A 26,370-nucleotide genomic window follows, 5' to 3' on the forward strand; every position below is an offset into this window, starting at 1 on the left:
TTCTAGTACAGCAACTTTCCGAGTCGATCGATGAGGTCTGGTGAATCCGATGTCGACACTGCTTCCACAGTTCCGCCGGTCCGGGCGGCAATGTCGTCGAACGGGGAGGCATCGGAGTTGTCTCCGATACGCACGATGTTCACCGCCACCGGACGCGCCGGATCGGCCGCGGCGGTCAGGTCGGTGAGCAGTTCCTCCGTGGACAAGGACGAGTCGTCCGGTCCGTCGGTGATCAGCACGACGGAATTGACGCGGCCGGGAACGTAGCCGGCCACGGCGTCGACATATGCGACCAGTACGGACGCATACGTGAACGATCCGGTTGCCGGCGTCAACGCGGCTGCGGTGGAATCGAGTGCAGCGCGTCTGGGGGTGGTTCCGACCGGAACCGTCATCGGTCCGGTCGGAACGTCCACTCGGAAAGGCAGCGAGTTGTTCAGATTTTCGCTGAAGCTCCACAGACCAAGCTCGGTGGCGTCGGGCACACGCTCGAACTGCTCGCCCAGGGCGCGAACGGTGTTCTGCAGTCTTGTCGCACCGCCTTCTGCCGTACCCATCGACTCGGACACGTCGAGCAGAACGGTGGCGCGTCGCGGCAGGACGGGATTGCGCAGCACGGCGAGCAGTGCGTCGGCAACCGGTCCCGACGGTGGGGCGACGACCCCGGCGGACTCGACTTCGTCGACGTCGAACCCGGCATCTCGGAGTGTCTGCGCGCCGTCTGCCTGACGGACGAACTCGACGAATGTCGCAGCGGCTCGGGTGGACGTCTCGTCGCCGGTGAGGACGACGGCTGGATGATCGGCGACAGGCGTCGGACCCTGCGGTCTGACCGCGGTCAATGTCGACGAATCGGTCGACGCCAGTTGCTGTTCGGTCACCGGAACTGCATGAACAGGGGCCTGCGGGCCCGCTGCGTTCTCGAGGCCGGCCAGGGCGTCGTACGTCGTCGACGTGGACAGCGCGGCGGTGTTCGTATCGGTGAAGGCCAGCTCCGACATCGCCGAAATCAGCTCTCTCGACGAGACCTGCTCGACGGTCAGCGGCGTCGTCTCATCGCCCCGTACGCCGGCTGCGATCGCAGCCACCGCGAGAGTTGTTGCACCGGTGTCGGAACCCGTCGGGACAGCGAGACGGAGCCCGCCCCATTCACCCAATCCGAGAGCCTGTGGGTCGCGTTGCAGCCGGACCAGGTCGGCCCAGCTCGAGCCCGCAGCGGTGACGGCGTCGGCGACGGCGGCCGGTGCCGCGAGTACCACCGGGCTCGACGCCAGCGACCGCGGAGTGCCGTCGATAGATCCGCGTGCGGTCACGGCCTCGACGTCGGCCGTGGACTGAGGTATCCACAGGCCCGGTCGGTCGCCGAGCGCACCGGCATCCCACGAGTCGATACCGGAGTTCAGAGCGGACCGCACCACGTCCGAGGACGTGGCTCGAACCTGCACTGTCACACAGTGATCCCGCACCACCGGAGCGGTGTCGTTGAACCGCTCGGCCAACTGTTCGACAGGACCGGATATGTCGGGATCGGCGGCCACAGTGAGCACCGCCGACCCCTCCACACACTGGCTCGCAGCTTCGACCCCTTGATCGGAAATCCGATCTCGCAGCTGAAACCAACCGAACACGGCCGCAACGATCAACGCGATCGCGATCACGACGATCACGGGTCCCGCGGCTATGGACCGCCCGCGCCCTGTGTTCCGATGTTCACCCACGAGCTCGACAAGTCCGTCAGGCGTTGACGGCCTTGTACTCCCGTCGGCGGCGGTGCAGGATCGGCTCGGTGTAGCCGTTGGGCTGGCTCGTGCCCTGGAAGATCAGGTCGCTGGCGGCCTGAAATGCGATGTTCGAGTCGAAGTCGGGAGCCAACGGCTTGTACGTCGGATCCGATTCGTTCTGACGGTCCACCACCGGGGCCATCCGCTTCAGCGACTCGCGCACCTGCTCTTCGGTAACGATGCCGTGCCGCAGCCAGTTGGCGATGAACTGGCTCGAAATGCGAAGCGTCGCACGGTCTTCCATGAGTGCGATGTCGTTGATGTCGGGAACCTTGGAGCACCCGACGCCGTGATCGATCCACCGCACGACGTAGCCCAGGATCGACTGCGAGTTGTTGTCGAGTTCGTTCTGCTTCTCCTCGTCGGTCCAGTCCGTGGACGGAGCCAGAGGAATTTCGAGAATATCGTCGACCGTGGCGCGCTTGGCCTGAGCGATCTCGTGCTGACGGGCGAACACATCGACCTTGTGGTAGTGCAAAGCGTGCAGGGTCGCCGCGGTGGGGGAGGGAACCCACGCCGTATTGGCACCGGCCTTGGGGTGGCCGATCTTCTGCTCGAGCATGTCGTGCATCAGATCGGGCATGGCCCACATGCCCTTACCGATCTGGGCCTTGCCTTCGAGGCCGGCAGCCAGGCCGGTGTCGACGTTGAAGTCCTCGTAGGCGGCAATCCACTTCTCGCCCTTCATCGCTCCCTTGCGGACGACAGGTCCTGCTTCCATCGAGGTATGGATCTCGTCGCCGGTGCGGTCGAGGAAGCCGGTATTGATGAACACGACCCGCTCGGAGGCGGCCTGGATGCACGCCTTGAGGTTGACCGTCGTGCGGCGTTCCTCGTCCATGATGCCGACCTTGAGCGTGTTGTCAGGCAGTCCCAGAACCTGCTCCACACGGCCGAACAGCTCCGCGGTGAAGGCGACCTCGTCCGGTCCGTGCATCTTCGGCTTCACGATGTACAGCGAACCCGTGCGCGAGTTGGACAGGACGTTGTCCGCGGTCAGCGAATGCAGACCCGCGAGCGAGGTGAACAGCGCGTCGAGAATGCCCTCGGGGACCTCGTTGCCGTCGGCGTCGAGGATCGCGTCGGAGGTCATCAGATGACCGACGTTGCGGACGAACAACAGCGAGCGTCCGTGCAGCGTCAGTTCGGAACCGTCGACCGAGGTGTAGGTGCGGTCCTTGTTCAGCGCGCGAGTGAATGTCTTGCCGCCCTTGGAGACCTCTTCGGTGAGATCGCCCTTCATCAGTCCGAGCCAGTTGCGGTAACCAAGAACCTTGTCGTCGGCGTCGACTGCGGCGACCGAATCCTCGAAGTCCATGATCGTGGTGACCGCCGACTCGAGGAGCACGTCCTTGACGCCTGCTCCGTCGGTCTTGCCGATCGGGCTCTCGGGGTCGATCTGGATCTCGAAATGCAATCCGTTGTGCACGAACAGAATTGCGGTCGGCGCGTCGGGTGTGCCCTGGTATCCCAGCAGCTGTGCCGGCTCCTTCAGACCCACTGTGCTGCCATCGGCAAGCGTCACCGTCAACGAGGCGGCGTCGACGACGTAGCCGGTGGTGCCGACGTGCGAGCCGGAGCTCAACGGCAGCGCCTCGTCCAGGAAGTCACGAGCGAAGGCGATGACCTTGTCGCCGCGAACCTTGTTGTAGCTCGATCCCTTCTCGGCACCGTCTGCCTCGGGAATGGCATCGGTTCCGTAGAGGGCGTCGTAGAGCGATCCCCATCGCGCGTTGGACGCGTTGATCGCGAACCGGGCATTGAGCACCGGCACCACGAGCTGGGGACCGGCTGTGGTGGTGATCTCGGTGTCCACACCAGCCGTGGTGATCTGGAAGTCCGCCGGCTCGTCCAACAGGTAGCCGATCTCTTTCAGAAAGGCCTTGTATGCGGCGCGGTCGTAGTTCGGACCCGCATGCTTGCCGTGCCAGGCGTCGACCTTGCCCTGGATCTCGTCGCGAACGGCCAGCAGAGACTTGTTCTTGGGAGCGAGATCGGCGATCACCGACGCGGCACCGGACCAGAAGGCGTCGGAATCTACATCGGTACCCGGCAGCGCCTCCTTCTCGACGAAATCGAATAGGACCTTGGCGACCTGAAGTCCACCAGCCTGCACACGATCGGTCATGAATTCCTCACTCTTTCCGGTCTCGGACACCGAAGACGGTGTCCCCACGACAACGATGTCGATGTTACTCGGCAGTAAGTCCGTCGCCGAACTCGCCGCCGATCAGTAAATTCTGGCATCGAGCCATCAACGCCGAGCGTAGAGGTGCCGCTTCGGTGGACAGTTCCCCCTGCGCGCGCACGTACTCTGCTCGACCGGCCGCGGTCTCGATCCGAATGGGTTCGAGGTCGTAGTCGCTCAGATCGTAGGGACTTGCCCGCATATCGATCGTGCGCGCGTGCAGCGCCAGCTCGAAACAGTCCGTCAGAAACTCCGAATCGATCAACGGCCCCAGCTTGTAGCACCACTTGTACAGATCCATGGAGGCGTGAATGCACCCGGGTTGCTCGGACCCCAGGCGCGATTCCGGTGAGAGCGTCAGCGCGTTGCGCGGTGCGGCGTCGGGGGTGAAGAACCGGAAGGCGTCGTAGTGGGTGCACCGCAACGACATCGAATCGACAACAGCATCGGTTCCGTCACGGCCGAGGCGCAGTGGAACCTGCTCGTGCCGCTGGGCCGAGATTCCTCCGCGGTAGACCATCGCCCACTCGTGCAGGCCGAAGCAGCCGAGCAGGGGTGCTCGCTCGGCGGTGGCGGTCAGCAGTCCCAGGATGAATTCGATACTCGCGCGACGGCGCTCGACGAGATCGGACCGCACCCGGTAACCGACGCCCCGGTCGGTCTGTACCTGTTCGTAGGACGCGAACTCGGCATATTCGCGTGCACGTTCACCGGTCAGGACGATGCCGTGACCCGGATTCCACCGCCGTAGCTGACCGGGGCGGTGACTGTAATAAGTGAACAGGAAATCCAGCACCGGATGGGTGTTGCCACGTCCTCGGTCGGTCAGATAATCACCGACGAGGTTCTCGACCCGCGCCGTGTGCGCACCCCGTCTGGTGGTCCACTCCGCTTCGGTCAGCGACACCGGGCCGGACATCTACGCGTTCCGCGGGGGAGTGCTCGACGAGCTCGATGCAGATTGACCCGGCCGAGGACCGGCCACCCGGTGGGTGCCGTCTCGAACGGTACCGACGAACTCCTCGACCAAGTCTTCCAGTGCGACGATCCCGACCGTGGCCCCCGTCGCGTCGTGCACGGCCCCGAGATGGCTGCTGGCGCGTCGCAATTTGGTCAGTGCATCGTCGAGCACCGTGTCGATGGAGACGACGGGCAGTGCTCGAACGTCGCTCCGTGGGATGACCGTGTCGGGTCCTGCCGATTCGTCGGCCATGTCGTCGAGAACGTCCTTGAGGTGCAGGTAGCCGACCAGCGCGCCGGCTGCGTCGCGGACCGGGTAGCGCGAGAAACCGGTCTCGATGACGGCGCGTTCGACCGAGCCCAATGTGGGTCCGAGAGTGTGATCGGGCCCGGACAACTCGATGCTGCGAACCTGGTGGGAAGGGATCAACACCTCGCCGACCGTCCGACCGGACGTCTCGAGAGCCTGCCGCAGTCTTCGGTGCTCCTCGGCGTCGATCAGTCCCTCGGACCGTGATTCGCCGATCATCTGCGACAACTCCACCGCCGAGACCGAAGAACTCAGCTCGTCCTTGGGTTCGATACGCAGCATCCGGAGTGTCAGGTTGGCGCACAGGTTGTAGAACGAGATCAGCGGCAGCGCGACCTTGATGAACACGAGGTGGATCGGCACCAGAATCATGGCGGTGCTCTCCGGGCCCGCGATCGCGATGTTCTTGGGAACCATCTCGCCGACCAGGATGTGCAGGACGACCACAAGCGTCAACGCGATGGCGAAGGCTATCGGGTGCAGGAACGACTCGGGGATTCCGACGGCGTCGAGGGGGACCTCGATCAGGTGCGCCACCGCCGGCTCGGCTACCCGGCCGAGAAGAATCGAGCAGATCGTGATGCCGAGCTGGGCAGCGGCGAGCATCTGCGACAGATTCTGACCGGCCTCGATGACACTCTGTGCGCGTTTCTTCCCCTGCGCGAGCAGCGCTTCGAGTCGATCGCGCCGAGCGGAGATCAACGCGAACTCGGCTCCGACGAAGAATGCATTTCCGGCCAGCAGGAGAACGGCGAGACCGACTCCGAACACGTCACCCATCGATCTCTCCCTCCGATCTCATTCGAGCCACCGTTGCGGCGTCGACGGGCAACAGCAACACCCGATCTATCCGACGACCGTCCATCCGTATCACCCGTGCCACCCAGCCGCCGTCTCCGTCGAGCGGATCTTCGCTCGCCGGCGGCGGCAGGAGAACCGCGTCCCCCTCGCTCGGGATACGTGCCAACTCGGACAGAACCAGACCGCCGATGGTTTCGTATTCGCCCTCCGGGGCGGAATAGCCTGTGGCCGACGCCACTTCGTCGATACGGAGTAGGCCGGCGCAGTCCCATCCCTCGCCGGAACGCGAGACATCGAGTTCCGGCTCGTCGTGTTCGTCGCGCACGTCACCGACGATCTCCTCGATGAGGTCTTCCATCGTCACCATGCCTGCGGTACCGCCGTACTCGTCGACGACGAGCGCCACCTGCATGCCGTCGGCCCGCACCCGTTCCATCACCGCGTCGCCGTCGAGGCTCGACGGTACGACGGGGACATCGCGTGCCAGGGACTCGACCGTTGTCGTACGACGGAGCGCTCCGGCGACGGTGAACGCATGCTTGATGTGGACGACGCCGACGGTGTCGTCCAGATCGCCGTCGACCACCGGGAAGCGTGAAAAGCCGGTGCGCGCCGCAGTTTCTATCAGATCGGCCACGGTCGAGTCGGTGGCGAGCGTCTCGATCTTGACTCGTGGTGTCATCAGCTCCTCGGCTGTGCGATCGCCGAACTGCAACGACCGATCCACCAGTCGAGCCGTGTTCTCGTCGATCGAACCCTGCCGTGCCGACGTGCGCACGAGCGAACCCAGCTCCTGTGGCGACCGAGCCGATCTGAGTTCCTCGGCCGGCTCGATTCCGAGCCGTCGAACGAGCCAGTTGGCAGAGCCGTTGAGCCCGTTGATCGCCCACTTGAAGATCAGCGAGAACCCCGCCATGGCACCTGCGGTGACGCGGGCCGTCGACATCGGTTTCGCGATCGCAATGTTCTTCGGGACCAGTTCACCGAAGATCATCGAGAACGAGGTGGCCAGGATCAGTGCCACGGCAAGTGAGATGCCCGACGCGAGCGTCTCGGACGCGCCGAGCGCGTCGGCCACCGGCCGGATGAAGCCGGCCAACACCGGTTCGGCGAGATAGCCGGTGATCAGAGTTGTGATGGTGATGCCCAGTTGAGCACCGGAGAGTTGGAACGACAGGGTCTTGTGGGCGTGCAGAACCTGGCGCGAACGCATGTCGCCGTTCTCGGCCTGAGACTCGACCGCACTGCGTTCCAAGGCAGTGAGGGAGAACTCGGCCGCGACGAACAATGCGGTACCGGCCGTCAGTGCGACGAAGCCGAGAAGGCTGACGATGGTGAGAAGAGTCGCCATGTCTCAACTCCGTCCGAGCCGGGGCCGTCGAAGCTGAGACAGGAGCATCGCGCCGCCGGACTGCGCGCGGCTGCTGAAATCGGTGTCGCCGGGTTTCTCTCCCGGCTCGATAGAGGATCCCTCCGAAGTGGAACTCTCGTCGTGCTGCTCTGCAGTTGCCGGACCGGCAACCGAAATAGTGGGTGCCTCGGGCACCTGATTCCCTTCTGTATGGTCCGCGCTGTGACCCCACCCGTGCGGGACCTACGATTCGACGGCACCCAGGCACTTACGTGATCGGCCTCGGGCGCACAGCGAGCGCGGACAACTGTGATTGCTGTTGAAGAGTCTAACCGTGAACCGGGGTCACCACCCGGACGGCAGGGGGCGCCCCTCGGCGAATCCGGCTGCGGACTGAACTCCCAGAACTGCGCGTTCGGCCAACTCGGGAAGACTGCGGGCCCCTGCGTAGGTGCAGGTGCTCCGAACTCCGGCACAGATGTGATCGATCAGATCTTCGACGCCGGGGCGATCGGGATCCAGGCGCATCCGAGAACTGGAAATGCCCTCCTCGAACAAAGCCTTACGGGCTCGGTCGAACGCACCGTCGGTGGCGGTACGTGCGGCGACCGCCCGCTTGGACGCCATGCCGAAGCTCTCCTTGTATCGATTGCCCGACGCGTCCACTCGGAGGTCTCCGGGCGACTCGTAGGTTCCGGCGAACCACGAGCCGATCATGACGTTCGCGGCTCCTGCGGCCAGGGCGAGCGCAACGTCACGGGGGTGCCGCACGCCGCCGTCGGCCCACACGGATGCTCCCAGTTCTGCTGCTGCAGCGGAACAATCGGCCACTGCCGAGAACTGAGGGCGCCCGACGCCGGTCATCATCCGCGTCGTACACATCGCGCCGGGACCGACACCGACCTTGACGATGTCCGCGCCGGCCTGCACCAGATCGCGCGTACCTTGCGCAGACACCACGTTCCCGGCAGCGAGGGGCACTCCGAGATCGAGAGCGCGTACTGCAGCGAGAGCGTCGAGCATCTTCTCCTGATGTCCGTGGGCTGTGTCCATCACCAGAACATCGGCACCGGCTTCGACGAGTGCGGTCGCCTTCTCCGCCACGTTGCCGTTGATGCCGACGGCCGCGGCGATCCGCAGGCGCCCCGATGCGTCCACGGCAGGGGCGTAGATGCCCGTCCGAACCGCGCCGGTTCTCGTCACGACACCCGCCAGCGAGCCGTCGTCCTCCACGACTACAGCCAGGTGTGCATGTGCCGCTTCGACCTTCTCGAACACTTCCTTGGGCGACGCGTGGCGGGGAACGCGCACGAAGTCGGCGGACGCCACGGAACTGAGCCGGGCGAATCGGTCGACGTCGGTGCAGGCGCTCTCGGTGACGACTCCGATGGGCTTGCCGTGTTCGACGATCACGACCGATCCGTGAGCTCGCTTGTGTACCAGCGCCAAGGCGTCGGACACGGATGCGTTCGGCCCGAGCACCACTGGTGTGTCCGCGATCAGGTCACGGCTCTTGACGAATGCGACGGTGTCGGCGACGGCCTCGGTCGGCAAGTCCTGTGGGATGACGGCGATGGCACCGCGTCGGGCGACGGTCTCGGCCATTCGTCGACCCGATACTGCCGTCATGTTCGACACCACGATCGGAATGGTCGTTCCCGAGCCGTCCACCGTGCTCAGGTCGACGTCGAAACGCGAGGTGACATCGGTTCGGTTGGGGACGAGGAAGACGTCGTCGTAGGTGAGATCGTAGGGCGGCTGGTGACCATCGAGGAACTGCACGTTGATCGAGACTACCGGTCGGGTGAAGTTCCTGTGTTCGACGCCCGGTCCGACGCCGTCGAATCGGCAGTGTTCGCCGCCTGAGTTCGCGACAGGAGGACGGTGGTGACGATCATGACGGCCACCGCCACCACGATCGTCGCCAGGGCTGCGCCTTCGGTTCTGATTCGCTCGTCCAGGACCGTCACTCCGATGAACGCTGCACCGAGGGGTTCGCAGATCGTGACGGCCGGCATCGATGCGGACAGCGGCCCCACCTGGAACGCGCGTTGCTGCAAGTAGAAACCGACAACACCGGATCCGATCAGGGTGTAGGTCTGCCATGCCGTCAGTGCTGCAAGTGGATCGGCGTCGACGAGATCGGTCACGAATTTGGTGAGAGCTGCAGCAAGTCCGAACAACAGACCTCCTGCAGCTCCGAGAAGCAGGGCCCGCAGGCCGGGGGAGGACAGCACCAGGCCGCCCACTGCCGCGCCGCCGATCACGACGGCGGCAACGATCAGAGGCACGATCCACGCTGCGAGAGGAGCGTCGGTTGTGCCTTCGCTCGGGTTACCCACCACGATGAAGACCGCGAGAGCGGCGGCGAGGAGAAACGCGAGTGCCCAGGTCGACCCAGGCAGGGAGCGGCGCGCGAATTTCGCCGACATCGGCAGCGCGAACAACAGGGCAGTGACCAGCAGCGGCTGCACGACGAGGACCGAACCGACCCAGAGCGCCGAGATCTGTACCGCATAGCCACCCCCGTCTCCGACCACGCCCATCCACCAACGGGGACTACGAACGAGGGCAGACACCAGCGACGTTCCCTCTGGAACGGACGCAGCGGCGCTCTGCTGCGCCACCGCCGCGCACGCGAACAGGAATGCCGAAATCAGAGCGAGTACGACCGACAACCAGGGCGAGGTCACCCGCGTCGTCCTCGGCCGGTGCCCCGACTGCCTCCGGTTCGCCCCCGTCGTTCGTGCCGCGCGGGTGCGGCCCCCCGCCGGGCCCCCCGCTCCGGCAGATCACCGCGAACGGATCCGGACGTGTCGGCCGGATTCGACAGTGGTCTGCCGATGGGGGTGCGAGCGCCGGTCATGCGGTGCCACGAGACCGGGTCCGCTTCGGTATCGACGACGGTGGCCGAGATTCCCGCTTCGTCTGCCATCGCACGCACCCGAGCCAACTGATCGTCGGTAGCCAAGGTCACGACGGTTCCGCTGGCCCCGGCTCGCGCGGTTCGGCCTGCGCGGTGCACGTAGTCCTTGGAATCCATCGGCGGGTCGACGTGCACCACCAACGTGACGTCGTCGACGTGCACACCGCGAGCCGCGACGTCGGTTGCGATGAGAGCGGCCGAGCTGCCGTCCGCGAAGGCGGCCAGCGAACGCGTGCGGTGTGCCTGAGTCTTGTTGCCGTGCAACGACGATACGGGTACGCCCAGTCGGCGACACTCGTCGGTGAGTCGATCGACCGCGTGGGTGGTACGGACGAACAGCAGCGTTCGACCGTCTCTGTTGGCAAGTGCGGCTGCTACTTCGGTCTTGTGCGCGCCATCGACCTCGAACACGTAGTGCGCAATGTCGGGCACGCTCACCGATTCGGCAGTGGAGTGCTCCGCCGGATCGTCCATGAACCTCTCGACCAGGCGGTCGGTGTCCTGGTCGAGGGTTGCCGAGAACAACAACCGCTGGCCGTCGGGTGGAGTCGCGGCCAGCAGCGATTCGATCTGGGGCAGAAACCCCATGTCCACCATTCGGTCGGCTTCGTCGATCACGGTCGTCTCGACGCGATTCAGCGCGATGGAACGTCGCTCGAGCAGGTCGTTGAGACGGCCGGGGGTCGCGACCACGATGTCGACACCGCGTTGAATCTCGCGAACGTTTCGTTCGAGGGGGACACCGCCCACGACACAGACGGTGCGCAGGCCGAACGTGGCACCGTGCAGGTCGAGGACCTCGTGGATCTGAAGTGCGAGTTCCCGAGTCGGTGCGAGCACGAGCCCACGCGGTGCCGCCGGCTCGCTTCGACGACCTGCCAGCCGTACGAGCAGTGGTAGTCCGAACGCAAGCGTCTTCCCCGATCCGGTCGGGGCGCGTCCGAGTACGTCCCGGCCGGCAAGTGCGTCGGGGACGGCAGCAACCTGGATCGGAAAGGGGTGGGACACACCCGCATTCTTCAGCGAATGTACGAGAACCACCGGGAGCCCCAGGTCTGCGAACGATGAAGCGGGTGGAGTGGAGCCTGCGGAACGCCCCTTCGGTGATTGACCCGGCATAGCTGTGACCTTACCGCCGCGTCGAGCGCGCATGGAATCTTCTTGTCGGTGCCGCGCGCAATACTCTGCCGTAGAACGCACGTTCGAATGCGTTCGACATCGCGGTTGCCGTGGGGGCGACCGCTCGCCGAGTGGGGGAGCTATGTGCAGGATGTGTGACGGCTACGGCGTCGACGAGTACATCGGAGATGTGAAGAGCGCCATCGATCGATTCGGATGGGCCTTGCAGTACGTCGAATCGGAGGTCGACCGGGACGGTATCCATCCGGCATTCTGCTACACCGTCGGTCTCACCGGTTTCGGCAGTCCGGAGATCGTCGTGACGGGTCGCGACCCGAACGAGTCTTCACGAATACTGAATGCGCTCGGCACTTCGGTAGCATCGGGGCTGTTGGAGGTCGAATCTGGAATCGGCTGCTGGGCAGCAGGATTCGAGCTCTTCACCATCGACGTACCGGATTGTGCAGACATCCTCCACGCGGCATCGGACGTGTACGGCAAGGGGTGCTTCAGCGCCGTTCAGGCCGTGTGGAAGGGCTGCGACGGTTCGTTGCCGTGGGAGGGCATTCCCTCGACGGTGGTCCAACCGGTGCTCGGTCCGTTGCCCTACTGACTGCAGTCGTCCATGAACCGGTGGCGCCGCGCGAAGGACGCTGCGCCACCGGAGGACGAGGGTCGGTCAGGCCTCGATCTCGGAGCGATCGCCACTCCAGAGGGTGTGGAACTTTCCTTCCGAGTCGGTTCGCTCGTAGGTGTGGGCACCGAAGAAGTCACGCTGCCCTTGAGTCAATGCCGCAGGCAGACGCTCTGCCCGCAACGCGTCGTAGTACGAGAGAGACGACGCGAACGCGGGGACCGGAATGCCCAGCGAGGCCGCAGTGATGACGACCCGACGCCAGCTGTCGATGGCGTTCTCGATGGCGTCACGGAAGTACGGTGCCAGGATCAAACTGGGCAGCTCGGCGTTGTCGTCGTACGCGTCCTTGATGCGGTCGAGGAACCGAGCGCGAATGATGCAACCGCCTCGCCAGATCGTGGCCAGGTCGCCGGGATGCAGATTCCAGTCGTATTCGGCGCTTCCCGCGGCGATCTGGTCGAAGCCCTGTGCGTAGGCGACAATTTTCGACGCGTACAGCGCTCGGCTGATGTCGTGTGTGAACTGCTCCGCGTCGGTGGGCTTGTCCGCAAGGGCACCCGAGGCCAGCCCGACGGCCGCCTTGCGCTGCGCCCGCGACCCCGACAGCGCCCGGGCGAAGACTGCTTCGGCGATACCGGTGACGGGAACACCCAGATCGAGTGCGGCCTTGACGGTCCAGCGGCCGGTGCCCTTCTGCTCGGCGGCGTCGACGATCACGTCCACCAACGGCTGACCTGTCTTGGCGTCCACCTGGCGGAGCACCTCGGCGGTGATCTCCACCAAATAGCTCTCCAAGTCACCGTTGTTCCACTCGGTGAACACGTCGGCGACCTGCGCCGGGGTGTAACCGAGGGCGTCGCGGAACAGGTTGTACGCCTCGCCGATGAGCTGCATATCGGCGTATTCGATTCCGTTGTGCACCATCTTCACGAAGTGGCCGGAGCCGTCGGGTCCGATGTGAGTGCAGCACGGCGTGCCGTCCACCTGTGCCGCAATGGACTCGAGCAGCGGACCGAGTGCCTTGTAGGACTCGGCCGGGCCGCCCGGCATGATCGACGGGCCGTTGAGAGCGCCCTCCTCGCCTCCGGAGATTCCAGCACCGACGAAGAGCAGGCCGCGCTCCTTCATGGCAGCCTCACGACGGATGGTGTCGGTGTAGAGCGCGTTGCCACCATCGATGATGATGTCGCCCTCTTCCATCGCGCCCGCGAGTTCCTCGATCACCGCGTCCGTCGGGTCGCCCGCCTTGACCATGATGAGGACCCGACGCGGCTTCGCGAGCGCAGCGACGAACTCCTCGATGGTTTCGGTACGGATGAAGTTTCCCTCGCTGCCGTGCTCGGCGATCAACGCATCGGTCTTGGCGACACTACGGTTGTGCAACGCGACGGTGTGCCCGTGATGAGCGAAGTTGCGTGCGATGTTGGAGCCCATGACGGCGAGTCCGGTGACTCCGATCTGAGCCAGTTCTGTCGGTTCTGCTGCTGAGGTCATACAGACAGCTTTCCCTGCCGAGCGGCGTCGCGCGAGCCAACCCCCCAGCAGAACTCAAACCTGGCCGTGGACAACGACAAAAGGTGCCGCATTCGCGAAGAATGCGACACCTTATGTCGTCGAAATGTGCTCCGGTCGATTCACGACCGCACGGTTACGTACCGATCAGTGGCTACGAGCCGGACCGTCGAAACCGTCGTACGAGCGACGTTCCGTGCGGCTGCGGAAGCCACCCGAACGGTGCTCGTCCTGGCGGGGAGCGGATGCCGGGCGACGGTTGTCCGAGCCCCGGTTGTCGGAGCCGCGTCCTTCGTAGCCCCGGCTCTCGGAGCCGCGGTACGAGCTCGAGTCGGTGCGACGCGGGCGGTCGCCCTGGTAGCCGCCTTCGCTGCGCGGGTTGGAGCCCTGGTATCCGCCGCTGGAGCGCGGGTTCGAGCCCTGGTATCCGGTGCGGGGGCGGTCACCCTGGTAACCGCCTTCGCTGCGCGGGTTGGAGCCCTGATATCCGCCGCTCGAGCGCGGGTTGGAGCCCTGGTATCCGCCGCTGCTGCGGGGATTGGAGCCCTGGTATCCGCCGCTCGAGCGCGGGTTCGAGCCCTGGTAGCCGGGACGGCTGTTGCGATCGCGGGGCGAGGACTCGGCGCGCAACGGCTCACCGGTGGGCTTCTTCGCGCCGGTGATGCTGTTGAGCTCGGCCGAACCGGGCGAGACGTTGACAGCCGTGGCCTTGACGCCGGCCATACCGGTCAGACGCAGAACCTGACGACGCTGGTTGGGGAGCACGATCGCGACGACGGTGCCCTTCTCGCCGGCGCGTGCCGTACGTCCTGCGCGGTGCAGGTAGTCCTTGTGGTCTGCAGGCGGATCGACATGAACGACCAGGTCGATACCGTCGACATGGATTCCGCGAGCGGCAACGTCGGTGGCGACGAGGACGGGGGTACGGCCGTTCTTGAAGCGCTCGAGAACGCGGGTGCGCTGATTCTGTGCCTTGCCACCGTGCAGTGACTCCGCGGCGATACCGAGCGCACGAAGGCGATCGGTTATTCCGTCGCAGCCCAGCTTGGTACGCGCGAACATGATGGTGCGGCCGCCTTCGCGGGCACCGATCTCGGAGAGAACCAGATCTTTCTGACCCCGGTCGACCATGAGGACGTAGTGGTCCATGGTCCGGACGCTGGCCTTGCCGTCCTGGGTGGAGTGCTCGACGTGGTCGGGCAGGAACTGGCGGACCAGCGACTGAACTTCACGATCGAGGGTTGCCGAGAACAGCATGCGCTGTCCGTCTGCCGGAGTGTCGGCGAGGACGGCACGCACCTCGGGCAGGAAGCCCATGTCGGCCATCTGATCGGCTTCGTCGAGTGCGGTGATCTCGATGGAATCGAGGATGCAGGTGCCCTGACGAAGGTGATCGGCGAGGCGGCCGGGCGTGGCAACGAGCACGTCCACTCCGCGTCGGAGCTGCTCGACCTGCTTGTTGAACGGGGTGCCGCCGACGGCAGGCATCACGCGCAGGCCCTGCGCGTTGGCGTAGGGAGCAAGGGACTCCACGACCTGGAACGCAAGCTCCCGAGTGGGAACCAGTACGAGCGAACGCGGGCGCTTGGCGGCCGGTCGATCGGTGTGCAGCGACAGGCGCTGAAGGATCGGCAGGCCGAAGGCGAGGGTCTTGCCCGAACCTGTCTGTGCCCGGCCGAGAACGTTCTTGCCGGCGATGGCGTCGGGAAGAGCCTTCTCCTGGATGGGGGACGGCACGGTGATCGAGTTACGCGCCAGTGCGGCGACGACAGCCTCGGGCAGTCCGAGCTCGGCGAAGGTGAAGGCCGGTGCCGCTACGGGCGTCGGGACTGCCGTGGTGTCGGAAGCGGTGGAAACGGGTGTGTTGGAAACAGCGTGGGTCACGCAGTAAAGCCTCTCCGGATTACGGGCACGCCAATAAGCCCGAAGCTGAGAGCACCCGAACGAGAAGGGAAACACGAAAAACAGCCAGAACACATTGATACGAGCCAGGGCACTGTCACCTGGCCATCGATATGCGGATGAGAACCGCATAAAGTGGGGCTGTTTGTGCCATTTCGATTGCTAGGTCGCGATGGCGACCGAGGACCACTCTACGGGATGGATCGCGAATTGTTCACCCCGAGTCGATGTGACCTGTGCGACGCCGAACGGCCGAGAGCTCACCCGACCAGCTTGCTCAGTTCCTCCAGCCATGGCATCGCCACGTAGACCGTCGGAAGTACGAGGATCACCACAGCGGTCGCGTATGCAACCGCGGCGATGCGAACATCGCTGCCGGGACCGCTCAATCGCTGCACCCGGATGAGGGTGTGTGGTCCTCCGGCCGCCATGGCACCTCGCGGTGCGGTGGACCCTGCGCACGCGACCAGTGCCCGAGCCAGCGGGGTGGGTCCGGTCACCTTGACCGCCGAGTCGTCGGCCAACAGCTCGACCAACAACTGCACGCTGCCCAGAGCCGACTTGCTTCGCACGATTCTCGGGAATGCCTCGTTTACCGCGGTGAATGCTTCGAGGACCAAGTCGTGGCGGGCACGAAGGTGCGACCGTTCGTGGCTGAGGATGGCGGTAATTTCGGCCTCGCAGAGATTGGCGAGCGTTCCGCGACTCAGTACCACCCTCTGACGCAGACCTGGCAGGCAATACGCGATCGGCTCGGCAGCATCGAGTACGCGGATATCCGCATCGCGCAGGCTGCGAAAGGGATTCTCGTTCAGGTTGTTTCGATCCAGCAGGTCGACGAGCATGCGGTGTCGAGAGCGGCGACGACGGGTTCGGACCGCCACCTGAACAACCGAGAACATCAGCTTGGCACCGATGCCGAGGGTGATCGCGAGTACGACCACGTACAGGATCCACAGGGGAAGGCCGAGCGCGTCGATTTCGTCGGTGGGTGCTGTGGTGGGACGACCGTCCGGGCCGGGAACCAGAAGCAGTCCGCCGATGGCGAGACCTGAGCTGAATGCCGAGAGCACGGCGGCCAGTGCAATTGCCTGCCACAGAACCAGCGCCGCACGCGGGGACCGATACGGCCAACTGGCGCGAGCGAGCACGGCTGGCACCGGCCCCGCCAGAATCAGCGCGAGTACCGCGAATACCAACGCAGTCGTCGAGTTCATGTCCTCACTTACTACGGCGAGCGTCAGTCCGTCGGACGGCCTTCTCCAGCCGAAGGGGACTCTCTCGTCGATTGTGCCACTTCCAGAGCGGCGAGTGCCTCACGGAGTGCGGCGGCTTCGTCGGCCCCCACCTGTCCGACGAAGTGGACGAGTGCGGCAGCGCGTCCACCGGACGCAGGTGCCTGCGACAACGCGTCGACCATCAGGCTGGCAACCAGCTCGTCTCGTCCGTGGAGGGGCGCATACCGGTGAGCTCGGTCGTCGCGCTGCTGAACGACCAGCTTCTTTTTCGCCAACCGCTGCAACACCGTCATCACCGTCGTGTACGCGAGCTCGCGATGCGTCGCGAGTGCTTCGTGTACCTGTCGGACGGTCTGGGGATCCGTCGACTCCCACAGATGGTCCATCACTGCGCGCTCTAGTTCACCAAGACCAGCCATTCTTCGTACTCTACGGCTACTCCGACGCTGATGCGTACTACCCGTGGTAGTACCTACCGTCCCGGCAGTGTGGGTTCGGTCATAGTCCTGGCGTCTCGAATCGACGGGTCTCCACGGGGAGCGCCTCGGGGCGAATATCCTTCTCACGTGATCGTGCCGCCCCGCGGCCCGACTCTTCGAGAAGTGAGCGGAGACGCAAGAGTGGAGTGGTTCGATTCTCTGTCGTTGATCGACGGCCCGGTACCGGTGATCGTGTCCGTTCTCGGCGCGCTCGGTGGAGTGTGGTTGGTCGTCTCGTCGTCCCGGCGATACTCGAGACGCGCACTGCCGATCGCGGCGACGGTCGCGATCGTTGTCACGGCTGTCGGTTACGTGGTGGTCGAGAAGGTATGGCGACCGTTTCCGGATCCGATAGCCACCTCGATCTACGTCTGGATCGGCGTGGGTCTCGCCGCACTGTTCGCGGTGGTTTCCCGGTTGCTTGCAGCTCGTGGGGTGCTGGGCAAACTGACGACGGTGGTGGCAGCGGTCCTCGTGGTCGCAGCTGCGGCGCTGCACGTCAACCTGGAGTTCGATGCGTATCCCACCGTGGGCAATGCCCTCGGAGTCGAGTCCGCTGCCCGTATTCAGTTCTCGGATGTGCCGGCAGCAGTGGCGCAGACCGTCAGCGGTACGCCCTTGGATTCGGTGTGGACCGCACCTGCTGATCTGGCGGCCGCAGGACGAGTCACCTCGGCACCCATCCCGGCCACCGCGTCCAACTTCTCTGCCCGGGACGCCGAGATCTATCTGCCGCCTGCGTACTTTGCCGATCCTCGCCCGTTGCTGCCGGTCCTGGTGTTGCTCGCCGGTCAGCCGGGTGCGCCCGAGGACTGGCTCAACGGCGGAAAGCTCGCCCAGACCATGGACAACTTTGCCCGTGACCATGCCGGTCTTGCGCCCGTTGTGGTGGTCGCGGACGGCACCGGGTCATCGATCGCCAATCCACTCTGTGTCGATTCGCCGCTGGGGAACGTGGACACGTATCTGTCCCGGGACGTTCCCGATTGGATCGACGCCACCTTGCAGGTGGACCGCGATCGCGCTCACTGGGCGATCGGTGGATTGTCCTACGGTGGCACGTGCTCCATTCAGATGGCGACCAATCACCCCGACGTCTATCCCACCTTCCTCGACCTGTCGGGTCAACGCGAGCCCACCCTCGGGGATCGGGATCGAACCGTGCAGCAGGCCTTCGGCGGAAATTCTGCGGCATTCACCGCGATCAACCCGCTCGACCTGCTCAAATCGCGTCGGTACCCCGACTCGGCCGGTATTTTCGTCGTGGGCGCGGACGACAAGGATTACAAACCGGGTCAACAAGAGATGTACGACGCGGCGAAGGCCGCTGGAATGGATGTGCAGTACGTGGAAGTACCTGGCGGACACAGCTTCGCAGTGTGGTCGGAAGGCCTGCGTCGTGAACTCCCATGGCTGGCAACGAGAACAGGGCTGACTTCGTGAACGTGACCGAGCCGGAGCTACCCGCGACAGCCACCTCGTCGTCGGCAGAGGCCGACGCAGGCGACGTCGCCGGACCTTCGTGGATATCGAAGCGAACCAAGGCGTTGAAGTTGGGATCGTCCGCAGCGATGCGTCAGATTCGTAGATTGTGGTCGCTCATCGTGTTCGGAGCGGTGGGGGCCCCGGTCAGTTTCACGTTGCTTGCGATCGTGTGGTTGACCGGTATCGCTGCGGCCGTGTTCGACGATCGTGGCGAATTGGACAAGTACTTCGCCGTGGGCATCATGCCGTTCGAGCACTGGCACCTGTGGACCCCACTGACCTCGGGATTGACGGCTCCCAATATCGCCGGTTGTGTGGTGGCGACCGTTGCGGTTCTCCTCGCGGCTGCGCCCATCGAGCGTCGTATCGGGTCCCGTCGCTTTGCGATCGCTGCATTCGTCACCCAGGTGGCCGGTTCGCTACTCGGTCTCGGTCTTGCTGCCCTGGCCAAGACCTTCGACGCCGATTGGGGTTTCCGGCTGCACGTCGGAACCGCGGTAGGCCCGACGACCTGGATATTCGGCGTGGTGCTGGTTGCGACCTCGCGGATGGATACGTTGTGGCGCAGACGGATCCGCGTCGGCGTGCTGGCACTGCTGGTGACGTTGGCCCTGTTCGGTGGGCACCTGCAGGACGTGGTTCGACTGGCCGCCGCGGTGATCGGTCTCGTCGCGGGGCCGTGGATCGTCGGTCGATCGGCGCGTGGCCCTCGATTGGCGGGTACCCAACGCGAAGGCCGCGTGCTGGTTGCGCTCATCGTTGCTGCCAGTGCCTTGGGTCCGGTGCTGGCGGCCCTGAGCCCCAACGCTGTCGGTCCGTTCGCCGTCCTTCGTGATGTGGTTCGCGGAGTTCCCTACACGGCAGCCGAGGTGCGCGAGATATGTGCCGATGCGACCACCGATCCGGTGGAGTGCCGTCGCGGTCTGCTCGATCTCAGGCTCGGCGGCGTCGGTCCGACGATTCTGAGCATCATGCCCTCCCTGTTCTTGCTGGTGATCAGCGACGGCCTTCGGCGTGGCAGGCGTTTCGCATGGGCTCTGGCGATGGTCTCCCAGCTGATCCTGCTCGCACTGTCGGTGGCCAACTTCGCAATTCGGTTCCTGGAGGCCGGCGACGACCAGTCGCTGTTCTACGGGCTCGAATCGCCGACCGCGTATCGAACCGCGGTGCCGTTCTTGCTACCACTGATCGTGTTGGTGGTTCTCTTGGTCACGCGCAAGTTCTTCGACGTGTCGGCGCCCTCGGGCACCTACAGGCGGTGGGCGGCGTCGGTGATCGGGGTCGGAGTGGGACTCGGCGTGGTCTACACGATCGGTGGGTACCTTGCGCGCGGCGGCTTTGCCGATTCGCCGTCGTTCGGTGGTTTGATGTTGGACTTCCCGCAGCGCCTTATTCCGCCTGTCTACCTGCAATGGCTCGAACCCGCTCTGTTGCCGCAGAGCATTCCCACCACCTTGCTGTTCGAGTGGACCGGCGTGGTGTTCTGGTCGGTGGTCTGTGTTTTCGCTGCGAGCACCTTCCTGACTCCGGTGTACGGGACGGAGACCGACGCGACCGAACGCGCGCGCGGACTGCTCATGGCGAGCAGCGGTTCGGCTCTGTCGTGGATGACGACCTGGCGCGGAAACAAGTACTGGTTCGGTCCCGACGGCCGCAGTTACGTCGCCTACCGCGTCATTTCGGGTGTAGCTCTGACCACCGGCGATCCAGTGGGTCCGCGAGAGTCGTTGCGGGACAACGTCGTCGAATTCGCCGAGTTCGCGTCGAAGAACGGCTGGATACCGTGTTTCTATTCCGTCACCCCCGATGTTCGCCGCATCACCGATTCTCTCGGCTGGGGCGGAATCCAAGTGGGTGAGGAGACGGTTCTGGACCTGGACGGAATTGCCTTCACCGGCAAGCGTTTCCAAGACGTGCGCACGGCACTGAATCGGGCGAAGAAGGCGGGTGTCGTAGCCGAATGGATTCGTTTCCCGTCGGCACCACTGGCCATCACCGATCAGATCACCGCGATTTCGGAGGAATGGGTAGCAGACAAGGGCATGCCCGAGATGGGGTTCACCCTCGGCGGTCTGGAGGAGGTCGACGACGAGAACGTCCGCTGCCTGATCGCGGTCGACGAGCATCGGACCGTGCACGGCGTGACCTCGTGGATGCCGGTGTACGAGAACGGCGTCATCGTCGGATGGACGCTCGACTTCATGCGTCGTCGTTCGGAGGGCTTCCGGCCGACGATGGAATTTCTCATTGCGTCGGCTGCTCTGTTGCTCGAGCAGGAGGGTGCCAGATTCCTCAGTTTGTCCGGCGCACCGCTGGCAAAGGTCGACGAGAAGCAACCCGAACACGTCTCCAGCGCCGAGCAGTCGACGCTGTCGGGACTACTCGAACGGTTGCTCGACGTGCTCGGACGCACACTCGAACCCGTCTACGGATTCCGTTCTCTCCTGGCATTCAAATCCAAGTTCCAGCCTCGCTACGAACCGATGCACATGACGTTTGCAGATCCGGCAGCACTGCCCAGTATCGGTAACGCGATCGGTCGGGCCTACTTGCCCGACGTGTCGATCGGTCAAGGGTTCAAGCTGGTGCGCACCATGATCGAGCGGTGACGGCTGCTAGACGGCTGTGGATGGGCCCGCGGCAGAGTCGTCCGCGGACCTGACAGGCCCTCCGACCGACCCGTACACGTGCCGGGTCCCGATCGGAACGATGAGAGGTCGATCGGACATCGGGTCTTCGATCACGGCGGCCTCGAGGCCGAAGACGTCGAGTAACAACTGCTCCGATACGACGTCCTGAGGTCGGCCGGAAGTAACGATCTGCCCCTGCTTCATGACGATCAACCGGTCGCTGTAGCGAAGTGCCAGATTGAGATCGTGCAGCACCATCACGATCGTCCGTCCGAGCTCGGCGTGCAGTCGATCGACGAGATCGAGGACCTCGATGGAGTGTGCGAGGTCGAGGTACGTCGTCGGCTCGTCCAGCAACAGGATGTCGGTGCCCTGGGCCAGCGCCATGGAGATCCACGCTCTCTGACGCTGACCGCCCGAGAGTTCGTCGACGGGTCGGTCGGCGAGGTCGCCGACTCCGGTCAACTCGAGTGCGTTCGCCACCTCGGCCTCGTCGTCGGAGCTCCACTGCCTGATCCACGATTGGTGGGGATGACGACCACGTGAGACGAGGTCTGCGACAGTCAGACCTTCGGGGGCGGTCGGGGCCTGCGGCAGCATTCCGAGAGTCCGGGCAACCTCTTTGGTCTTCATCGAGGAGATCGCTCGGCCGTCGAGCATCACACTGCCGGCCTTGGGCTTGAGCAGGCGACCGAGCGAACGCAGGAGCGTCGACTTCCCGCAGCCGTTGGGTCCGATGACCGTGGTGATGACTCCTGTGTGAATTTCGAGGTCGAGATGCTCGACGATGGTGCGATCGCCGTAACCGAGGCTGAGATCCTGCGCGATCAGACGCGAGGGGTGGCTGGTGGTCATACGGAAGCCTTTCGATTACTGCGAACGAGAAGGTACAGAAGGAACGGTCCGCCGAGGGCCGAGGTGACGATGCCGACCGGAAGTTCGACCGGCAGGATCGTTCGAGCGATCAGATCGCTTGCCACGACGAGCAATCCACCGAGCAGCGCCGACGCAATGACGGGCGGACCAGGCGTGCGCAGGATTCGGAGTGCGATCTGCGGCGCTGCCAGTGCAACGAATCCGATGGGTCCGGCCGCGGCGGTCGCGATGGCGGCGAGAGCGACGGCGGCCAAGAGCATCATGGCCTGGCTGTGTTGCAGGCGTACTCCGAGCGATCGGGCGTTGTCGTCACCCAGGCGTAGCGCGCCCAGGGTGAACGTCGCGATGACGGTGCCACCGCCGACGAGTACGACAGCGGCCGCGACCGGCCAGACCGACGCCCAGTTGGCACCGTTCAGCGAGCCGTTGAGCCAGACCTGAGCGCGCGAGACGTCGTTGATGTCGGCGCTGATCAGTAGCCATCCGATGACGGCAGTGAGCATGGCGTTGACCGCAATTCCCACCAGGATGAGCCGGAAACCGTCGACACCTTTTCGCCAGGCGAGGGTGTAGATCGCGATTGCGGTGAGCACACCGCCGATCAGTGCCGCAAGCGGCAGGCCCAGAGTAGCGAGTAGACCGCTGAAGCTGCCGCCTCCGCCGAGCACGATCAGTGCAACGGCTGCGGCACTGGAACCGGCGGTGATACCGAGAATGTCGGGGCTGGCGAGCGCGTTGCGGGAAATCGACTGGGTGATGGCCCCGGAGATACCGAGGGCAGCTCCGACGAGGAGGCCGGTGAGCGATCGAGGCAACCGCAGATCCATGACGATGAAGCGCTCGATCCTCGAGCCGCCTCCGAGAAGTACGTCGAGAACCTGTGCGATCGACAGAGGAAAGTCACCACGTCCGATGTTGATGCACATCACCAGCACGAGGGCTGCCGCCAGCAGGACGGTGGCGATGACCATCAGCGGTCGCCGGACCAGAGAAATGGGGCCGAGACGAAACGCGGGCCGGGCGCGAACGACGCCCTTGTCGGACGACGGCGGTGTCGACTGCAGATCGGTTGTCACAGGCCGACCAACTTCCGACGACGAACGAGAGCGATGAAGAACGGCGCGCCGATCAGGGCCAGAACGATGCCCACCTGGAGCTCGCCAGGGCGCACGACGACCCGTCCGACGACGTCGGCGATCATGAGCATCACACCGCCCATGAGACCTGCATAGGGGACTAGCCAGCGGTAGTCGGGTCCGGTCACCGCTCGGGCGATGTGCGGTACGACGAGACCCACGAAGGCGATCGGCCCGCATGCTGCGGTCGCTGCCCCGGTGAGCAGGGTGATAGCGAGGATCCCGACGGTACGGGTGACCGCAATGTTGGTTCCCAGTGAGCGCGCGACATCCTCACCGAGGCTCATGACGTTGAGGCCGGGAGTGCTCGCGACTGCGATGAGGACGCCGATCACCAGGAACGGCAATACCTGCCACAACACGTCCAGGCCGCGTCCGGCGACGGATCCGACCACCCAGAAGCGGTAGCCGTCCAGACTGGTCTGATCGAGCAGGACGACGGCGTTGGTCATCGCCGAGAGGAAGAATGCGACGCCGGCCCCGGCCAACGCGAGATTGACCGGACTCGATCTGCCCGACCCGATCGACGACAGTCCGAACACGACGACGCTCGCCACCGCCGAACCGGCGAACGCGAACCACAGGTATTGACTCGGCGAGGTGAACCGGAACAGGTAGATGGCCATCACGACGAAGAACGCCGCGCCCGAGTTGAGGCCGAGCAGGCTGGCGTCGGCCAACGGGTTGCGTGTGTGCCCTTGGATGAGAGCGCCTGCGATGCCGAGCGCGATACCCACGACCAGTGCGAGCACAGTGCGGGGAACTCGCAGCGTGCGCACGATGATGTCGGTGTCGGTGCCCGTCGAATTCAGCAGGGCGTGGGCGATCTCGGCGAAGGTCAGGGGTCGTGCGCCGATGGCGATGCTGGCGAGAATTCCGGCCACGAGAGCGGCGACCAGTACGGCCAAGCCCAGCAATCTCCGGCGCCGAATGGCAGCGACCGAACCGTCCTTGGGAATGGGCTCGAATCCTTCTGCTGCAGCGACCTTTTCGCGCACCACCTCCGACGACGCAGAGCCGATCCGAAACTGGCGACGCAGCGCTCGACGTGCGCCGATCGGACCGTGGGTGACGGTGTCTCGCAGCGTCAGCCCCAGCCATCGCTTGCCGGTGCTCTGGCCGTCGTTGCCGTCGCGGTACCCGCGGTTCCAGACGAACAGAGCCAGAGCGACACACACCGAAATCGCGCCGAATACGAATCGGTCCGCTTGTCCGCCTCCGTTGTCGTCACGCAGCGCGTCGACGATCGACCATCCGACGAACAACGGGACCACCACGATCAGGGCGTCGATAGCGCCTGCCGCGATGCAGGAGCTCCGCGGCGGCGGGCCGTCGGGCACGTTCTCGGTCCCGTACTGCTCATCGGGAGACCGGCGAGCGCCGTGCGGGCCGAGTAGCGGAGCTGTGGTCACAGTGTCGTGACTCCTCGCTGTATCGAAGGGACTCGTTTAGGTTACGGAACCCTTGCTTTCCATGTGAGGTGAGGTAAGGGTAGCGGTACCTGATTCCCAAAATTATCTGGTTAGGCTAACCTACATAACGAGTCGGGGTGCGACGCATCCACCCGCCACGAACTTCAAGGAGCGATCAGGTGTCAGTTGCAACGGCGGCATTCTCCAGCTGGGCCGATGTTCATCGATTCTCGAACCGATCCGATGGGACGGCCCAGTTGGCCGACTCGTGTGAGACTCTTCGCGCGCTCAATCCCGATTACCCGCGGATGTACGCGGTGGCTGCCATGGCGAACGAAGGTAAGCGCCGGTGGTGGCAGTTGGCCGTCGGGCTCACGGACGGACGTGTCGAGCGGATGTACAGCCGTTCGCTCGAGGATCTGGATGTGCCGGAGGCTGCTGCGGTTCAGGTGGCCACTGCCTTGATTCACGCTGTGGTCGGCCGAGTATCTGCACTGCTGGTCCTGGAGGCCCGGGCGTGGGATCCGGGCATCGACAACATGTGGATCCACATGGACAGTGACGGTGGAATCGACTGGGCGGGTGTCGCGTCGCCGATCCTGAGGGTGCTGCCGGAGGATCCCTCGGCGGGTGAGCCCGGCACCGTCACCCTTCCGTGCGAGGAGGCTCTGCTCGTCTGGACCGCGCATCGCTGCACGACGTCGCTCGGTGCTGTGTTTCGCGCGATATCGGAGCGCGCTCCGCTCGATGTTCGAGTCTTCTGGGCCCTGGTGGGGGATGCGATTCTCGGCGCGTCCACGTACGTTCCGATTCTGGCCGGGGCGAGCGCGTCCGACGGAGCTCGTCGAGGTCAAATACTGCTCGACGCCATGGTCGACGCAGGCGCTCCCGTCCGGTCACGCGCCGGGGTTCCCGGACGAGCGAGACTTCGGGTGTCGTGAAGCTCTTGCGCCGTTACTAAGGTTTGCCTATGCTGACCACGTACCAACGGACCGCGCCGGAGTCCTGAGGGCTGCAGTGACTCCCGGTCCTTGCCACGGTGGGCCTCTCGTTCTTCACGAACGGGAGGCCCACCGATTTTCGTGGGTCGACCGTCGTGTAATTCTGATGGAAAGTCGGCTGCACAGTCGGCTCACATGTTTCGACGCAACCGGAGGCAGTGCAATGACGGACTCGAACGGCACCACGGAAGAGTCGCCTTTCGACGCCTTGACGCCGGAACAGTTGACCGAGCTGTGCCACCGTGGATTCGACGGAGTCATCGGTCTGAAATACCTCGCGGTGTCCGGCGAGGACGTGCGCGCGGAGTGGACGGTGACTCCGCAGCTCCATCAACCCGCAGGAATCATGCACGGCGGCGTCCTGTGCGCGGTGGTCGAATCGGTGGCCAGCATCGGCGGATCGGCCTGGTTCGGGTCACGCGGACACGTGGTCGGCGCCAACAACAACACCGACTTCCTCCGAGCCACGCGATCGGGAACCTTGACCGCACACGGACATCCGATTCATCGTGGACGCACCCAGCAGCTGTGGCAGGTGGACATCTCCGACGAGACCGGACGCTTGGTAGCTCAGGGCAGAGTCCGACTGGCAAATATCGAAAACACTGCACATCTGGGACAGTGAT

At 64.7% G+C, this 26,370-nt stretch carries 20 protein-coding genes; 5 read left to right on the forward strand and 15 right to left on the reverse strand.

Annotated elements, in window-relative coordinates:
• Positions 1–2: 2 nt before the first annotated feature.
• From CH305_RS21595 to CH305_RS21630, 8 genes are all read right to left on the reverse strand, one after another.
• Positions 3–1,667, reverse strand: coding sequence for a substrate-binding and VWA domain-containing protein (locus tag CH305_RS21595; protein ID WP_256983944.1), 1,665 nt, complete (start codon positions 1,665–1,667; stop codon positions 3–5).
• Positions 1,668–1,734: 67 nt separating this feature from the next.
• Complete coding sequence (locus CH305_RS21600) at positions 1,735–3,909, reverse strand: malate synthase G (RefSeq protein WP_094705226.1); 2,175 nt, start codon at positions 3,907–3,909, stop codon at positions 1,735–1,737.
• Between the two features lie 64 nt (positions 3,910–3,973).
• The gene (locus CH305_RS21605) at positions 3,974–4,888 is read right to left on the reverse strand and encodes a hypothetical protein (RefSeq protein WP_032403474.1); all 915 of its coding nucleotides are present in this window, start codon (positions 4,886–4,888) and stop codon (positions 3,974–3,976) included.
• On the reverse strand, positions 4,889–6,019 hold the full coding sequence (locus CH305_RS21610; RefSeq protein WP_094704865.1) for a hemolysin family protein: 1,131 nt from the start codon (positions 6,017–6,019) through the stop codon (positions 4,889–4,891).
• On the reverse strand, positions 6,012–7,391 hold the full coding sequence (locus CH305_RS21615) for a hemolysin family protein (protein ID WP_037150354.1): 1,380 nt from the start codon (positions 7,389–7,391) through the stop codon (positions 6,012–6,014). The genes CH305_RS21610 and CH305_RS21615 overlap by 8 nt, the downstream gene beginning before the upstream one ends.
• 345 nt (positions 7,392–7,736) lie before the next feature.
• A complete protein-coding gene (locus tag CH305_RS21620) occupies positions 7,737–9,173 on the reverse strand; it encodes a GuaB1 family IMP dehydrogenase-related protein (protein ID WP_094704866.1) in 1,437 nt (478 codons plus the stop codon).
• 11 nt (positions 9,174–9,184) lie between these two features.
• Complete coding sequence (locus CH305_RS21625) at positions 9,185–10,084, reverse strand: DMT family transporter (RefSeq protein WP_094704867.1); 900 nt, start codon at positions 10,082–10,084, stop codon at positions 9,185–9,187.
• The gene (locus CH305_RS21630; RefSeq protein ID WP_256983946.1) at positions 10,081–11,325 is read right to left on the reverse strand and encodes a DEAD/DEAH box helicase; all 1,245 of its coding nucleotides are present in this window, start codon (positions 11,323–11,325) and stop codon (positions 10,081–10,083) included. The genes CH305_RS21625 and CH305_RS21630 overlap by 4 nt, the downstream gene beginning before the upstream one ends.
• Positions 11,326–11,587: 262 nt before the next feature.
• Here CH305_RS21630 and CH305_RS21635 point away from each other — a divergent pair, with 262 nt between their 5' ends.
• The gene (locus CH305_RS21635; protein WP_052058377.1) at positions 11,588–12,049 is read left to right on the forward strand and encodes a DUF4262 domain-containing protein; all 462 of its coding nucleotides are present in this window, start codon (positions 11,588–11,590) and stop codon (positions 12,047–12,049) included.
• A gap of 66 nt (positions 12,050–12,115) precedes the next feature.
• Here CH305_RS21635 and gndA read toward each other — a convergent pair whose 3' ends face one another.
• The 4 genes from gndA to CH305_RS21655 form a co-directional block, all read right to left on the reverse strand.
• The gene (gene gndA, locus CH305_RS21640; protein WP_037150360.1) at positions 12,116–13,567 is read right to left on the reverse strand and encodes an NADP-dependent phosphogluconate dehydrogenase; all 1,452 of its coding nucleotides are present in this window, start codon (positions 13,565–13,567) and stop codon (positions 12,116–12,118) included.
• A gap of 165 nt (positions 13,568–13,732) precedes the next feature.
• Positions 13,733–15,469: a DEAD/DEAH box helicase gene (locus tag CH305_RS21645; RefSeq protein WP_094704868.1), complete on the reverse strand. Its 1,737-nt coding sequence runs from the start codon at positions 15,467–15,469 to the stop codon at positions 13,733–13,735.
• Between the two features lie 278 nt (positions 15,470–15,747).
• Positions 15,748–16,704, reverse strand: coding sequence for a M56 family metallopeptidase (locus tag CH305_RS21650; protein ID WP_094704869.1), 957 nt, complete (start codon positions 16,702–16,704; stop codon positions 15,748–15,750).
• A 23-nt stretch (positions 16,705–16,727) separates the two neighbouring features.
• Positions 16,728–17,144 (reverse strand): BlaI/MecI/CopY family transcriptional regulator, encoded by a 417-nt coding sequence (locus CH305_RS21655; protein ID WP_032377940.1) that lies wholly within the window; start codon positions 17,142–17,144, stop codon positions 16,728–16,730.
• Between the two features lie 201 nt (positions 17,145–17,345).
• Here CH305_RS21655 and CH305_RS21660 point away from each other — a divergent pair, with 201 nt between their 5' ends.
• Together CH305_RS21660 and CH305_RS21665 are read left to right on the forward strand one after the other, a co-directional pair.
• Positions 17,346–18,647 carry an esterase family protein gene (locus CH305_RS21660; RefSeq protein WP_032403465.1) on the forward strand — a complete coding sequence of 434 codons (1,302 nt, stop codon included), beginning with the start codon at positions 17,346–17,348 and terminating at the stop codon, positions 18,645–18,647.
• A 128-nt stretch (positions 18,648–18,775) separates the two neighbouring features.
• Entirely contained in the window at positions 18,776–21,298 is a 2,523-nt protein-coding gene (locus tag CH305_RS21665) for a bifunctional lysylphosphatidylglycerol flippase/synthetase MprF (protein ID WP_037150621.1), read from the forward strand.
• 6 nt (positions 21,299–21,304) lie between these two features.
• Here CH305_RS21665 and CH305_RS21670 read toward each other — a convergent pair whose 3' ends face one another.
• The 3 genes from CH305_RS21670 to CH305_RS21680 form a co-directional block, all read right to left on the reverse strand.
• Positions 21,305–22,174: an ABC transporter ATP-binding protein gene (locus CH305_RS21670; protein WP_032403464.1), complete on the reverse strand. Its 870-nt coding sequence runs from the start codon at positions 22,172–22,174 to the stop codon at positions 21,305–21,307.
• Positions 22,171–23,166, reverse strand: a complete 996-nt coding sequence (locus tag CH305_RS21675) for an iron chelate uptake ABC transporter family permease subunit (protein WP_242640370.1) — start codon at positions 23,164–23,166, stop codon at positions 22,171–22,173. Before CH305_RS21675 ends, CH305_RS21670 begins: the two co-directional genes overlap by 4 nt.
• Positions 23,167–23,267: 101 nt before the next feature.
• Complete coding sequence (locus CH305_RS21680; protein ID WP_080734371.1) at positions 23,268–24,743, reverse strand: iron chelate uptake ABC transporter family permease subunit; 1,476 nt, start codon at positions 24,741–24,743, stop codon at positions 23,268–23,270.
• A 179-nt stretch (positions 24,744–24,922) separates the two neighbouring features.
• Here CH305_RS21680 and CH305_RS21685 point away from each other — a divergent pair, with 179 nt between their 5' ends.
• Together CH305_RS21685 and CH305_RS21690 are read left to right on the forward strand one after the other, a co-directional pair.
• On the forward strand, positions 24,923–25,684 hold the full coding sequence (locus CH305_RS21685; protein ID WP_094704870.1) for a hypothetical protein: 762 nt from the start codon (positions 24,923–24,925) through the stop codon (positions 25,682–25,684).
• A 223-nt stretch (positions 25,685–25,907) separates the two neighbouring features.
• Positions 25,908–26,369, forward strand: a complete 462-nt coding sequence (locus CH305_RS21690) for a PaaI family thioesterase (protein ID WP_094704871.1) — start codon at positions 25,908–25,910, stop codon at positions 26,367–26,369.
• The last annotated feature ends 1 nt before the right edge of the window (position 26,370 follow it).

This window comes from Rhodococcus sp. 15-649-2-2 (assembly GCF_002258645.1).
Classification (GTDB): Bacteria; Actinomycetota; Actinomycetes; order Mycobacteriales; family Mycobacteriaceae; genus Rhodococcoides.

Bases quoted from the DNA above. Each gene is read 5' to 3' on its own strand.
- CH305_RS21650 (WP_094704869.1), bottom strand. From the start codon at position 16,704: ATGAACTCGACGACTGCGTTGGTATTCGCGGTACTCGCGCTGATTCTG.
- CH305_RS21670 (WP_032403464.1), bottom strand. From the start codon at position 22,174: ATGACCACCAGCCACCCCTCGCGTCTGATCGCGCAGGATCTCAGCCTC.
- CH305_RS21690 (WP_094704871.1), top strand. From the start codon at position 25,908: ATGACGGACTCGAACGGCACCACGGAAGAGTCGCCTTTCGACGCCTTG.
- CH305_RS21635 (WP_052058377.1), top strand. From the start codon at position 11,588: ATGTGTGACGGCTACGGCGTCGACGAGTACATCGGAGATGTGAAGAGC.
- CH305_RS21655 (WP_032377940.1), bottom strand. From the start codon at position 17,144: ATGGCTGGTCTTGGTGAACTAGAGCGCGCAGTGATGGACCATCTGTGG.
- gndA (WP_037150360.1), bottom strand. From the start codon at position 13,567: ATGACCTCAGCAGCAGAACCGACAGAACTGGCTCAGATCGGAGTCACC.
- CH305_RS21605 (WP_032403474.1), bottom strand. From the start codon at position 4,888: ATGTCCGGCCCGGTGTCGCTGACCGAAGCGGAGTGGACCACCAGACGG.
- CH305_RS21610 (WP_094704865.1), bottom strand. From the start codon at position 6,019: ATGGGTGACGTGTTCGGAGTCGGTCTCGCCGTTCTCCTGCTGGCCGGA.
- CH305_RS21600 (WP_094705226.1), bottom strand. From the start codon at position 3,909: ATGACCGATCGTGTGCAGGCTGGTGGACTTCAGGTCGCCAAGGTCCTA.
- CH305_RS21665 (WP_037150621.1), top strand. From the start codon at position 18,776: ATGCGTCAGATTCGTAGATTGTGGTCGCTCATCGTGTTCGGAGCGGTG.
- CH305_RS21675 (WP_242640370.1), bottom strand. From the start codon at position 23,166: ATGGTCATCGCCACCGTCCTGCTGGCGGCAGCCCTCGTGCTGGTGATG.
- CH305_RS21615 (WP_037150354.1), bottom strand. From the start codon at position 7,391: ATGGCGACTCTTCTCACCATCGTCAGCCTTCTCGGCTTCGTCGCACTG.